Origin of the sequence: Peribacillus simplex, from assembly GCF_900156045.1 — a bacterium.
In the GTDB taxonomy this organism is placed as follows: domain Bacteria; phylum Bacillota; class Bacilli; order Bacillales; family DSM-1321; genus Peribacillus; species Peribacillus simplex_D.
Map to the genome: position 1 here is coordinate 441,375 of NZ_FTMX01000002.1, position 12,556 is coordinate 453,930.

At 35.3% G+C, this 12,556-nt stretch carries 16 protein-coding genes and 1 tRNA gene; 8 read left to right on the top strand and 9 right to left on the bottom strand.

Annotated features, from left to right (window positions below):
* Positions 1 to 25: 25 nt before the first annotated feature.
* A complete protein-coding gene (locus BW986_RS08675; RefSeq protein ID WP_076367957.1) occupies positions 26 to 373 on the bottom strand; it encodes a VOC family protein in 348 nt (115 codons plus the stop codon).
* Between the two features lie 394 nt (positions 374 to 767).
* The gene (locus tag BW986_RS08680; RefSeq protein ID WP_260320799.1) at positions 768 to 1,121 is read right to left on the bottom strand and encodes a hypothetical protein; all 354 of its coding nucleotides are present in this window, start codon (positions 1,119 to 1,121) and stop codon (positions 768 to 770) included.
* 473 nt (positions 1,122 to 1,594) lie between these two features.
* Here BW986_RS08680 and BW986_RS08685 point away from each other — a divergent pair, with 473 nt between their 5' ends.
* Positions 1,595 to 2,416, top strand: a complete 822-nt coding sequence (locus tag BW986_RS08685; RefSeq protein WP_076367053.1) for an STAS domain-containing protein — start codon at positions 1,595 to 1,597, stop codon at positions 2,414 to 2,416.
* Between the two features lie 486 nt (positions 2,417 to 2,902).
* Here BW986_RS08685 and BW986_RS30105 read toward each other — a convergent pair whose 3' ends face one another.
* The 3 genes from BW986_RS30105 to sigH form a co-directional block, all read right to left on the bottom strand.
* Complete coding sequence (locus tag BW986_RS30105; RefSeq protein WP_221408317.1) at positions 2,903 to 3,076, bottom strand: hypothetical protein; 174 nt, start codon at positions 3,074 to 3,076, stop codon at positions 2,903 to 2,905.
* Between the two features lie 668 nt (positions 3,077 to 3,744).
* Entirely contained in the window at positions 3,745 to 4,161 is a 417-nt protein-coding gene (locus BW986_RS08695) for a hypothetical protein (RefSeq protein WP_076367057.1), read from the bottom strand.
* Positions 4,162 to 4,660: 499 nt separating this feature from the next.
* Positions 4,661 to 5,386, bottom strand: coding sequence for an RNA polymerase sporulation sigma factor SigH (gene sigH, locus BW986_RS08700; protein ID WP_081395550.1), 726 nt, complete (start codon positions 5,384 to 5,386; stop codon positions 4,661 to 4,663).
* Between the two features lie 181 nt (positions 5,387 to 5,567).
* Between sigH and BW986_RS08705 the strand changes: the two genes are divergently transcribed.
* A complete protein-coding gene (locus BW986_RS08705; protein ID WP_076367061.1) occupies positions 5,568 to 5,966 on the top strand; it encodes a hypothetical protein in 399 nt (132 codons plus the stop codon).
* Positions 5,967 to 6,073: 107 nt separating this feature from the next.
* Here the strand turns inward: BW986_RS08705 and BW986_RS08710 are convergent.
* From BW986_RS08710 to BW986_RS29535, 3 genes are all read right to left on the bottom strand, one after another.
* Positions 6,074 to 6,145, bottom strand: a tRNA-Val gene (locus tag BW986_RS08710).
* 584 nt (positions 6,146 to 6,729) lie between these two features.
* Positions 6,730 to 7,287 carry a hypothetical protein gene (locus BW986_RS08715; RefSeq protein ID WP_076367063.1) on the bottom strand — a complete coding sequence of 186 codons (558 nt, stop codon included), beginning with the start codon at positions 7,285 to 7,287 and terminating at the stop codon, positions 6,730 to 6,732.
* Positions 7,287 to 7,787, bottom strand: coding sequence for a hypothetical protein (locus BW986_RS29535; protein ID WP_142244556.1), 501 nt, complete (start codon positions 7,785 to 7,787; stop codon positions 7,287 to 7,289). The genes BW986_RS08715 and BW986_RS29535 overlap by 1 nt, the downstream gene beginning before the upstream one ends.
* Before the next feature lie 823 nt (positions 7,788 to 8,610).
* Here BW986_RS29535 and BW986_RS08725 point away from each other — a divergent pair.
* Complete coding sequence (locus BW986_RS08725; RefSeq protein WP_076367067.1) at positions 8,611 to 8,832, top strand: hypothetical protein; 222 nt, start codon at positions 8,611 to 8,613, stop codon at positions 8,830 to 8,832.
* Positions 8,833 to 8,849: 17 nt separating this feature from the next.
* Here the strand turns inward: BW986_RS08725 and BW986_RS08730 are convergent, their stop codons facing one another.
* A complete protein-coding gene (locus tag BW986_RS08730) occupies positions 8,850 to 9,407 on the bottom strand; it encodes a phosphatidylglycerophosphatase A family protein (protein ID WP_142244557.1) in 558 nt (185 codons plus the stop codon).
* Between the two features lie 189 nt (positions 9,408 to 9,596).
* On the opposite strand from BW986_RS08730, the gene BW986_RS08735 reads away from it, so the two are divergent.
* From BW986_RS08735 to BW986_RS08755, 5 genes are all read left to right on the top strand, one after another.
* Positions 9,597 to 10,319, top strand: a complete 723-nt coding sequence (locus BW986_RS08735; RefSeq protein WP_076367071.1) for an alpha/beta hydrolase — start codon at positions 9,597 to 9,599, stop codon at positions 10,317 to 10,319.
* Positions 10,320 to 10,409: 90 nt separating this feature from the next.
* Positions 10,410 to 10,925: a YjcG family protein gene (locus tag BW986_RS08740; protein ID WP_076367073.1), complete on the top strand. Its 516-nt coding sequence runs from the start codon at positions 10,410 to 10,412 to the stop codon at positions 10,923 to 10,925.
* A gap of 4 nt (positions 10,926 to 10,929) precedes the next feature.
* The gene (locus BW986_RS08745) at positions 10,930 to 11,358 is read left to right on the top strand and encodes a GNAT family N-acetyltransferase (protein WP_076367075.1); all 429 of its coding nucleotides are present in this window, start codon (positions 10,930 to 10,932) and stop codon (positions 11,356 to 11,358) included.
* Positions 11,359 to 11,514: 156 nt separating this feature from the next.
* The gene (locus BW986_RS08750; RefSeq protein ID WP_076367077.1) at positions 11,515 to 11,778 is read left to right on the top strand and encodes a hypothetical protein; all 264 of its coding nucleotides are present in this window, start codon (positions 11,515 to 11,517) and stop codon (positions 11,776 to 11,778) included.
* A 233-nt stretch (positions 11,779 to 12,011) separates the two neighbouring features.
* Positions 12,012 to 12,500, top strand: a complete 489-nt coding sequence (locus tag BW986_RS08755; protein ID WP_076367079.1) for a spore coat protein — start codon at positions 12,012 to 12,014, stop codon at positions 12,498 to 12,500.
* Positions 12,501 to 12,556: the final 56 nt, after the last annotated feature.

A 12,556-nucleotide genomic window follows, 5' to 3' on the forward strand; every position in this document is an offset into this window, starting at 1 on the left:
AACAACAAAATTTATTATTATCCTATTACTTCTCCCAAAGCTCTATACGTCTTCCCTCTGGATCTTCAATCCAAATAAACTTTCCAAATTCATTAATCGTCTTTTCCATAACAAGGGGAACACCCATTTTTTCCAGATGTTTGATACTGTCATCCAAATTTTCAACTTGAAAGTTTAACATCACTTGTTGTTCTGTTGGAAAATAGCGGTCATTTTCAGAAAAGAAGGAAAAGATAGTTTCATTGCCTGGTTGTGGTGTAATAATGGTACCATTCCAATTTTCTATTTCAATTTTCAGGACTTGACTGTACCACTTTTTTATATCCTCTAGATTTTTAGTCCTCCAAAAGATTCCTCCAAAACCCTTTATTATCATAAGAATCCCCTTCCTAACTCTTAGTTATTAATTTAAATTCTAGTTTTGATAGCGAATTCCTTCTTTCACTAACCTGCCCCGTTTGTTCCATAAGAAAAGGCTGCCGCAGCAACCTCCCTTTTTGAAGTAAAGCACCCGTTAGTTCAATAACAAAGTAACAAACAATATTTCATGTCACACAAACAACATTTCCTGTATCTTGTAGTATGTGGCTCGTATCCTTTGTAGCGTTGGTGAACGTGCTAGTTATGTTAGTATACTTCCCTTCTTCCCTGGAAGGGCAGTTGTAAAAATCAATGATAGTAAATTATACAAAAATATTTATATTTTTATTTTCGAAACTTTTCAAATAAAATGCTACCCATTGAGAATGAGTAGCAAGTAATACGAGTTATTTGAAAATAATTTGTAGTTTTCCATATACTTTGCCAGAGGAATATCCATCTTTCACATCAACATAAAATTTCCCTATTTTCATACCTGTGAATAATGTATTTCCACCTGCTAAACTATGATAGCCTGTGCACTTTCCAGTACTTGCATTGCAGAGACGAGCCCATAAGTTACTATAATTAGTCAATAACATACTTTTAGAAGAGGTCTTTAAATAGATTGGGGAAACTAGTTCTACCTCTAAGTCACTACCTTTGTTAGGATTTCCAATTTCACCATCCCATTTTCCATCTTCTGTTTGAAAAGAATACTGAGGAACACTTGCTTGAGCAGAAGAAGTACTTAATACCATTCCACCTACCAGAACTAACACAAAGGTACTTAAGATTAAAAATAAGCTTTTTATGTTATTTCCTCCTCCAATCTTTATCCATTTTATAGTATCAGAATAAACTAATAATTAAAATAGTTAAAAATAACCAAATCCTCTTATTTTCAAACATCTTTTGGCTGCGTCATCTTCATCAACCTTATTTAAATAAAGTTCATGAACCGAAAACATCTGTAATTTCGGTTTTCTCTTGTTTAAGCTAAAAGGCGGTACCTCCAAAATTCATCTTATGAACAGAAAACAAAGTTATTAACATAGTTGTGGTTTTTATTGAAGTAAAGCATCCGCTAGTTTAAGTGGAAATCTTTACAATATTACTTAACAGAAATACAACCATTTCCTTTAAATTAGAAGCTTATAGTGTAAATTGGTTTAGTCATTATAATATCAGGGTAATAGTAGTTTTGGCATATAAAAAATAGGGGGAATAAATTATGAAGGGGTCACTAGATACATATAAATTACTGGAATTCATCCAAGAAAATAAAGCGGATTTTGAAGATTCATTATTAAATGAAGCATTTAATGTGAAAGACAAAATTGAAGAAATTTTAACGGTCGGTAATATTGACCTGATAAATAATGCCCATAAGCTGGTTCAATACATTATTGAGGCTAGAGAACAAGAACTTCAATCATTCGCTAAGCAAGAAGGTATAGCTTGGGCGACACACGAAATACCATTATCTTTCAAATTAGAGTGGGTGCAAGCCATTCGAAGAACCTTGTGGAGGTTCCTACAAGAATTTAATGAGGTAAAGAATAAGGTTATTACTGAAGAATTTTTTTCGGTAGAAAAACAAGTTAATAATCAAGTAGACAGATTTTTAAATGTTTTTTTTATCACATATTCTCAATACAAAGATTCGTTGATAATGGCTCAAAAAGAATTGGTTGAAAATCTTTCGGTGCCTATAATACCAATAACACCCTCTATATGCATTTTGCCTCTAATTGGTGCGGTTGATCTTTACCGAACGAATATCCTCGAGGAAAAAGTTTTAATAGAGATTGGAAAATTACGTATTCAAACATTGATTATGGACTTATCTGGAATTATGGAAATGGAGCCTGAAGTAATTGATCATTTAATGAAGATTATTGACGGCACTTCATTAATGGGATGCACCACTGTGATTACCGGGTTAAGAGCTGAAGTGGTTAGAAATATGATAAACTTAGGAATGAGATTAAATGAAAAAGCCCAAACATTAGGAACTTTACAACAAGCATTGAATAAATACTTATTAAGTTAAACACCGAGAATCGTAGAGGAGGGTCGCTTTGCCGACTCTTTTTTCTTATTCAATATATTCCGACCACTATCTAAATATTTGTTCCTGCACGGCAGTTACATTATAAAAACTAAAGTTAGGGTATTTAATTCATTCGTTTTCTTCTTCAACTATACTGCCTTATAGTAGCATAAAGAAAGAGCTGCCTTAAACACCTCCAATTATCAGCTACGGCACCCATAGATGAAGAAGAGAGTCGACAAAACAAACTGTGAAACCCTTGATTAAAGCTATCTGCTAAAATGGAGACGCAATTATTTATTGTAGGGGGTAAAATCAATTTCTTCGGCGACTCGTTTATAGAATACCGAATTCCGAGGATTTACCACACTACTTTCCTCTTATTCAATAAAAAGGTACGTTGTTAGCGAGTATACAAAAAGGCCTTTTATACGTTGCTTCCAATTTTCGTCCATTCAAATACCATATTAAATTAGTGTTGGTTCATTACCAATTTAACCAAACGATAATTCCTAAAATGATGATGGGAATGAGGGCCATAAAGATTCCATAAAAAGAAAGTTTAAATTCCTCAGGATTTCCCATAAACGCTCTTTGACCGGCTCTATCCAGGGAAGGTTTTTGTATTTTACTTTGTTCTTCAGTTTTTTTTCTCATCACTTACCCCTTTTATAAATTTGTCAACATTCTTGAATTTCAATAATTTATTACTACTATGTTTCGATCGTTCAGAATTCCCAAGTTAATATTAACATAATTATCCAATTTGGTTAAAGCGTGATTAAATTATTTTTCATAGTTTATATGATTATTTGGTGCTTGTTGTACTGTGTATTTGATTTTTACATAAGCCTTTTACATAAAGTCCTCCCCTCCTTCAAAAGAAAACACAAAAGCCCGGTAGGATACCCACCAGGCTTTACTTGTATAGATATTTTGTTTATTCATCAAGCTTTCTAAGACAACTCCTTTTTCTCTAGGTCTTGTCTTATTGGATACCAGTTTAATTCCTCACTCAAAAGTCAGCTCCAGAGAGATTCTCCAAGGAGGCTTCTTTTTCTTGTTTTAGATTGGCTCTTTGGTAAAAATTGTTGTTTTTAAAACGAAACGATTTAAGGTTGATTGGAGCGGAAGTGCGAGACTCCTGCGGGAGCAACGGGACAGGTGAGGCCCCACAGACGTTTACGCCGAGGAGGCTCACCGCCCGCCCCGCGGAAAGCGAGCATCTGGAGGGGAAATCAACCACACCGCACTACTTGGTAAATAGCAACAAAGTATGCGAAAACAGCCTTTAGATTAAAGTCGAGTCTCCATTTTCTTAGAGTACATTAATTTATTAGCATTTTATCTAATTCACGAACTTTATCATATGACTCCAATAATTGTTCAGGTATTAATGTTCTCCCATAATCCCAAGCATTAGTTTCTATTTCAGATTTTAGCTTTTCTTTTTCTTCTTCGTGACCATACATTAAAATCCTTAAATCATGTTTATTTTTCTTAAAATCTAAATAATAACCAATCATACGATAAAGAATAATTTTAACAAAGTCTTCCTCTGTCTCTTTAATTCTAATTTTCCCTTTATAACCGTTAACTTGAAGGTAATTGAATTTTATAGTATTGGTCGATACGTTATAACTCATAGGTGCATTTAGATTATTGTCAAATTCATGAATAATATCCAAATTATGCTCATTTAATGTGTTTTTAATTATCTTTTCGATATCGCTTATATAAAGCATTTAACTATCACTTCCCTTTAAAGACTTACTTCATTATAGTAGTAGATTAATTCTTCTTCCTCAAATAATTGACCTGTGTTTAAATCCTTCTCAATCCGCCACCAATTAAGTAAATAATACATAATGAATTATATCTTAAAAACAAAAAAAGACCCAACCCCCTGTGATATCAAGGATTTGAGCCTTTGTTAGTTAATGACCTGTAAGGGATTCGAACCCACGACCCCTTCCCTGTCAATTTTGTTTCCTATAATCAAACTGGTTTAACTGCATTAAATAAGTGTAAAGAAGGTTGATTCCTCAAGGTTTTATAAGGTCTTGATATCAGTTCAGTAAAATAAATAAAGCTCAAAAAAATAATTATGTTAGCAAATGTGTGAGCAGGTGGTCTGCTATAATTTCACTATAAATACTATTAAGGTTTATCAAACACATAAAGCCAAAGGGTTTTATAACCCTTTGGCCAAAAGATCAACTTACTAGTAAACGACTCTTTTATCTATTGAAGGTGACCTTCCATTGCGTGTTTATTTCTAAGTTCTAATAAACTCTCCAATTTTCTCTTCACTCTCTGCAACGCATTATCTATAGACTTTGCGTGAGTATTTAATTTATCAGATATTTCTATATAAGTAAGGTCCTCTAAGTAAAAAGCCAAAACCTTCTTTTCTAACGGACTTAGAACCTCAGATAATTTTAATTCCAAGTCATCAGCAGATTCTTTATCTATCAATATCGCAACGGGATCAGAAATAACGGTGTCTGTCATTACTTCCATAAGAGTATGATCCGGATTTTCTTCATATATAGGCATATCAAGCGAAATAGAAGAATTTAACGGAGTATGTTTTTGACGAGTAGCTGCCTTGATGGCTGTAATAATCTGTCTGGTGATACATAGTTCTGCAAACGCTTTAAAATAAGATTGTTTCTCGCCATTAAAATCCCTGATGGCTTTAAACAATCCTATCATCCCCTCTTGGATAATATCTTCTCTATCTGCCCCAATTAAGAAGTATCTGTTAGCCTTAATCTTTACAAAAGATTGATATTTCTTCATCAGAACTTCTAGTGCCTCCATATTTCCTTGCCGGACCTTTTCTATTAATACTCCATCTTCAAAATTAGCACATAGGAATGACGGTTTTTCTTCGATAGCTATACTCACAAAAATCCCTCCACCGGCTGCATTCAGTTGAGCCTTGTTGTTTAAACGGACGCCCATTTTATATGCGATAAATTACGATATTATTTAATAATAACCTATAGCACTCACCGATGATATTAGATTATTTCGACAATTAACTACATTCCAATACACCTTTTTTTAGTTAGAAGGCACCGTTTACAGCCGCTTTTTAGGCTGTTTTATTGCATATCTCTTTTAATTAGGAGAAGATTGGTATATGAAAAAATACTACATTGTTGCGTTATCAGTGTTGTTATTGCTTGGAGTTTTTTACTGGTTTTATTCTTCATCTTCACCTAAAGAATTACGCACTTCTGATATGGTTGATATTGAACAACATAGAGAAGTAACGAATGCGGCTGATTATGTTTCGATTGGATATGGGTTGGAAAATTTGAAAGGTAAAGTTATCGATGAAGGAAGTTCACTTAATAGTACCGACAATGAAGTGTCAGTTGTTGCCTCAGTAGACAACGACATTGATGAGGACAGAAAGTATGCTTTACTTGCTTTTGAAGATTATAAACAAGTAAAATTTAAAGTTAAAAATAAGGAGCAGAACCAAGATGATGAAGTGGCTGATATTTTCCACAACACCCTTCAGAAGTCCCGTTAGCAAAATGTGAGCAAATCACTATCGGTGATCAAAATTCATCTAGTAAGACAAAATAAAAAAAGGCCCAAACCCTTGTTATTTCAAAGATTTGAGCCTTTGTTAGTTGATGACCTGTGAGGGATTCGAACCCACGACCCCTTCCCTGTCAAGGAAGTGCTCTCCCACTGAGCTAACAAGTCGTATGTAAATCAAGCTCTTTAGAGCTTGGTTTTAAACCTTGCTTAGTTAATGACTTCTTTACTGGACAAGATTTATTATATAGTGGTATTCAAAATAAAACAAGTAGTTTTGTTAAAAAAGTTTTTATCGTAAGTGGCCTGGGAAATTAATCCTTGAAAGTTGCAAGCTTGTAAGAATCATTCAATATTTAAACTATTACATCTAAATGAATTCCCTAAATCCGTTATCTCTAGATCTTCGTAAAGCAGCCCAATTGAGAAGGTATCTTTTCTTTGTAGTCCGATACTGTTGTCGTCTTTATTTTAGTCATACCACTGGTAGCTGACACTGAGTATGGTCATTGTTTTTAAGAACTTGTTCAATAGAGTTTACTCTTTTTTCCCGATAACCGTTTTTTTGAATAAAGTCAAAGAACAAAAGAAGCCAGCAGGATCTGACCCACCCAAAATTTTTCAGACTAGAATCCAACTAACCATTTATGAGGAGAAACCTAGGCTCCTACACATAAGATTTTCTCAACTTTAATTAACAAAATATGATGTCTATGTGCTCAATCTAAGACTTAAGCTAAGCAAAAAGATCTTTACATTGGAGAGGGGAATCTAGCAGCTTGAAAGTTAGTTAAAGGTGCATCTGCTAAAATCTCTCCATTTACACCTGCGCTAAATATTACTTGTACCCGATCTCCTGCTTTTAACTGAAGGATTGTAGTTACCGATAGTCCAATAGGTCTTGATTTTCCAAAGAAGTCATTAACAGTATCTAAATCATCTCCGTTGACGTTAATTGAAATGGATGCGGCAAATCCTTCTTTTGAAGAATGCCTTTTTTTCTCTTTTGAAGAATGACTTTTTTTGCAATAATCACAATTGCAACTATTTCTTTTGCAATAATCACATTTGCAATTATCTTTTTGGGTTTTTGGGGAATTATCTCTTTTTCTTTTTGACGGACAAAATGAGACTTTTGCTGTTATCTCATAAATTCCATTCTCAGTTGGAATAAATGTTGATATATGCGGATTATATTCATTCGCTAAATCAAATTGTTCAGTTTGGTATAAAACTTTTACAGAGGGCGTAACCGCTGCTTTGTAAAGTTGTGGTGTGTTCTTATTAGCCCTAAACGCAGATGCCCTCACTAGATTATGTTTCTTATTATCACAGTGACAGTCATTATGTTTCTTCTGGCACAAATGACAGACATCGGTTTTCTTTTGATCACATATACAGTCATTGTGCTTCTTATGGCAGCAATGACATGGATCGCATATACAGTCATTGTGTGTCTTATGACAACAATGACAATCATCCGGTTTCTTTTGATCACATATACAGTCACTGTGCTTCTTATGACAACAATGGCAATCATCCGGTTTCTTTTGAATACAAATACAATCATTGTGCTTTTTATGACAACAATGGCAATCATCCGGTTTCTTTTGGATACAAATACAGTCATTGTGTTTCTTGTGACAAGAATGACAATCGTCCGGTTTCCTTTGAATGCAAATACAGTCATTGTGCTTCTTATGACAAGAATGACAATCATCCGGTTTCTTTTGAATACAAATACAGTCATTGTGTTTCTTGTGACAAGAATGACAGTCATCCGGTTTCTTTTGAATACAAATACAGTCATTGTGTTTCTTGTGACAAGAATGACAGTCATCCGGTTTCTTTAGAATACATTTCTTATTAAGATATGTGGTGTCTACAAAGGAATTACAATGTGAAATAGGAAAATGATATTTAATTATAATCACCTTTTTCTTTTTTATTTTCTGGTTATTTTATTCATTAAAAGAAAAGGTGTTTGTACAATATGGTACAAAAGTAAAAATAAATCAAACTCAAACAGCAAAAATCCACTGGTTTATATACCGTTCTTAAGAAGGTTGATTGTTAACAAACAGGGATGAAGTTATATTAGCAAATTAACTTCTTAACTTTTTTCAAACATCAACTATCAGGTAAGCTAGTTCATAAAAAAACACTAAAGAAGAACACAAAAAGTGTTCTCTTTTATTTGTTCAAAAATCCGCTCAATGTATTTATAAAAATGGATACGCTAAACTTCCTTTCGTTACCTGATGGGCAGAAATTTATTCTAAGAAACTAATAATAGGGAAGGGATTTTTGTGGATGTTAATCGTGGAAACAGATTCTCTCATCTCCATCTGACAATGAGATGAGGTATCATGCACTTCAGTTATGATTGATGAAGAAGCAGCTATTGTACTTCTGCGAGGATCGTTAGAAGAAAGGTCAGAAGGTGAAGTTGAAGAGCTTAAAGAAGATGTTACAAAACATTAGTACATATTTTTTGTTATAAATTCAACGCAATATATTAAAAAAGGATTATCTCACCACAACAAACGAACAAACATTCCCTTTCCACTTGCATATAAAACGTACGTTCGCATATAATGATAGCAAGCAAGTCAGCAAAGGAGTGACAGGGAATGAAATATATACTTCGTAAACATATGGAAGAAAATGCTCCATTGGAGATAATTTATCTCTCCGAACAAGGTAAGATTACGCAGCGGAAAATTCAGGTGCTTGAGATTTATCCAGGCCATATTCACGCATTCTGTTTTCTAAGGCAGACAAAACGGACATTTAAAGTGGCGAATATCCTTTCTGCCCGCCTCATTAAGGCCAGGTTTGACAGGTCTGGATGACGATTGTTAATCAAGGTTCAACCTATTAACTCTTCTTCTTCCTGGATGTCCTTTTCCTGTTCAGTTAATGATTCTTCTTCATCCCTCAGACGATGAGCTAACCTTGAGGCGGCACTCGCGGCAATGCTTGCAACGATATCATCCAGGAAGGTATGCACGATTCCTTCTTGCTTCTTATCAAGGTCGTGTATGACGCCTATTTTATTTTTATCCAAATGGCCAAAGGTCGTTACAGCAATGCTACCGTAACCGAGTACTGCACCAAAGGCAATCGTTTCATCCACTCCGAATAGCCCTTCATCAGACTCAACAATCGATTGCAGGGGTTCTGATAGCTTTTTTTGCTCTGCCAGTTTATCCAGCTCCACACCGACTAAAATGGCATGTTGAATTTCCCTTTTCAACAGGACACGCTCAACGCTGTGGATGCATTCATCCAGCTTAAGGTCAGCTTTGTACGGGAATTGCAATTCATAAACGATTTTTGCAATAGCCTCCACACTGACACCACGCTCTAATAATGTTCGTTTAGCCGCCTTTGTTACTTCCCTGCTGTGTACGTGTACATCTGCCATTTTATTCGCCACCTTTTTTGTATTATTTTTCTATATCCTTGTATTATAGCATCTTATAATTTAAATTTTTAGAAAATATAACGAAAATTTTATATTCCAAATTCTTGTCACGGGAAAAAGTCGCAAGGCTATGCTAAAATAATCAAGTAAGTTGTTTTTCATTATTATTTATCATTGAGGTGCGGGAGAATGAGTTTACGCAAAGGCACAATTAAAGAGTACATGTTTAAAAGCGAAGCTTTAGCAGAAGAATTGGAACTACTTGTTTACTTGCCTGCTAATTTTTCGCCATTGTATAAATATTCGCTTGTGATTGCTCAGGATGGCCGTGATTATTTTCAAATGGGACGAATTGGTCGGGTAGCAGATGAACTGTTAGGGAACGATGAGATCGAGAATATCATCATTGTCGGCATTCCCTATAAAGACCGCTTTGACCGCAGGCGCAAATATCATCCGGACGGGGAACAGCACAAAGCATACATACGTTTTCTTGCCCATGAACTTGTCCCGTTTTTAGATGATGAATTCCCAACCTATCAAATGGGACATGGTCGAACTTTGATAGGTGATTCTCTTGGCGGTACAGTTTCTTTATTGGCCGCTCTGCAGTACCCGCATACATTCGGGAAATGCATCATGCAGTCGCCACTTGCCAATGAAGCAGTAATGGATGCTGTACGTAATTTTGAGGATCCGCATCTCCTCGAACTTTATCATGTGATCGGGACTGGAGAAACAGATGTTCCGACGACGGATGGCAACAAGGCAAATTTCATAGAACCAAATAGGGAATTGCATAAATTAATAAACCAAAAAGGATTTCCTTGCTTCTATGAAGAATTTGAAGGTAATCATACCTGGAAATATTGGCAGGCAGATTTAAAACGAGCACTATTGGAAATGTTTTAATTTACTCGAAATCATCTCTTTGTTATGGTTTCAAGTAAAAACATGTCCAACTATAATACAACAATAAAAAATTATCAGGAGGTTTTATTCATGAAATATGGTGTTGCAATTTTCCCTTCAAAAAAACTTCAAGATTTAGCTAACTCCTATCGCAAACGGTATGATACGAAATATGCTTTCATTCCACCGCATCTGACGCTTAAACCAACGTTCGAAGCGACGGATATGGAAATTTCAACAATCGCGGAGCAATTAAAAGGCATTGCTCAAAAGTGCAGGCCTTTCACGATGAGCGTAACGAAAACGAAGTCTTTCCAACCCGTAAGCAATACCATTTATTTCAAAGTGGAATTATCCGAAGGGCTTCAAGAGCTTCATGATGCACTTAACAATGAGGACTTCATGAAAAGTGAAAGTGAACATGCATTTGTCCCGCATATTACCATCGCTCAAGATTTATCCGATAATGAACATTCTGATGTTTTAGGCCAATTAAGCATGCTTGACATCAGCCATGAAGAAGAAGTTAAACGAGTTCACTTGCTGTATCAACTTGAAGACGGGGCATGGACCGTTTATGAAACATTTAGATTAGGAGCTGAATGATTTCGTGTTTGTAAAAATCGCAGAGAACAGCCAAGAGCTTGAAAATGCATATATGATTCGAAAAAAAGTGTTCGTCCAAGAACAAAACGTCCCTCTTGAAGAAGAGATCGATGAATATGAAAACGAGTCCACACATTTCGTTTTATATGATGAGCAGCATCAGCCAATCGGTGCCGGCCGCTTCAGAGTCATTGACAACATCGGTAAAGTCCAGCGCATTTGTGTACTTACATCGGGTCGTAAGAAAGGTGCCGGCGCCATGATCATGAATGCTATCGAGGAATTCGCAATCCAGCAGGAAGTGCCTCAATTGAAGCTTGATTCCCAGGTGCATGCTATCCCTTTTTATTCAAAATTAGGGTATGAGATCGTTTCCGACGAATTCATGGATGCTGGCATTCCTCATAAAACGATGAAGAAAACCATTTTATGATATAAAAAGCTGTCCTTTCAGTCTTCTGATTGGACAGCTTTTTTGTTCGTTCATGGACTTAAATATCGTTTTATAAAAAAAACCATTTGCGTTCAATGGCAAACTCCCCAAAAATACATAGTCTATATATAGAAAGCAAGAAGGAGGGAAAATTTTATGGGTAACAATGAATTTAACCTGGAGGAGTCTCAAAAAAGACTGATGGAACTGCTGGTTTCGAGGACTATGAGAAAACATGGTTTCAAAAAGGAAAAAGTCGATCTAACTGAAAGAGAGAAAAACAACCTTAAAGAAACCATTCGTTATTTACAAGAGCAATCACAAAAAATCATAAACCAAGAAAAGAACATCACGGAACATGATGTTAATCCAGTTACAAATTCCATTCACAACAAATTCAAGGATTCCAAAGATAAATGACGCACCATATCACCTAATCACCCTACTTGCTGGCGAGAAATAAGTAAACCGAGACATAGCAGCACTTACATTTCATTCCTAAAGCTCCAGCTTCTTTATTATTCATCCCCCGCACACTAATACTTTCTCTAAGTATTAAAAAAATAGACGAATTAACTGATTTATTCGTCCAACCCGATTAATCATCAAAGCATATTTTAATAGGGAATAAAACCTAAGGAGGAAAAAACAACATGAACCAAAATGTATATCGTAGCAATTGTAACACACATGACGATTCTGAAAGATCATGGTCGGCTCTAGATTCCGCTTCCAGACATCCCCTGTCAGGATTCTGTAACGACGATGACACAAAGATTAGCCAAGAGGCAAGACAGGATAATAATCAAGTACAGCTTTCTGAAGAACTTATTTACATTAAAGATTCTTGTAATGTAAATATCACTTCAACGGATGTTAAAGCGGCCCTTTCTCTACAAGCTGCCCTACAAGCTGCTATTGCGGTCATCGTAAGCATTTCCATTGCAGATGCTGATAATGCTGAAAAGATCACTCAAGAATTAATCCAATCTTCTAATATTAAACAAATCACGCGCCAAAAAACAATTGTTGAAAACAGCCGTGATATCGACATTACAACAACTGATGCACAAATCGCTCTAAACATCCAACTATTACTGCAACTATTGTTAGCTCTAATCGTGGAAATTGACATTCTTTAAAAAAATCAACACAAAAAGGACACTTCACGTGTCCTCTTTTGTCTTTCATGGAGAAA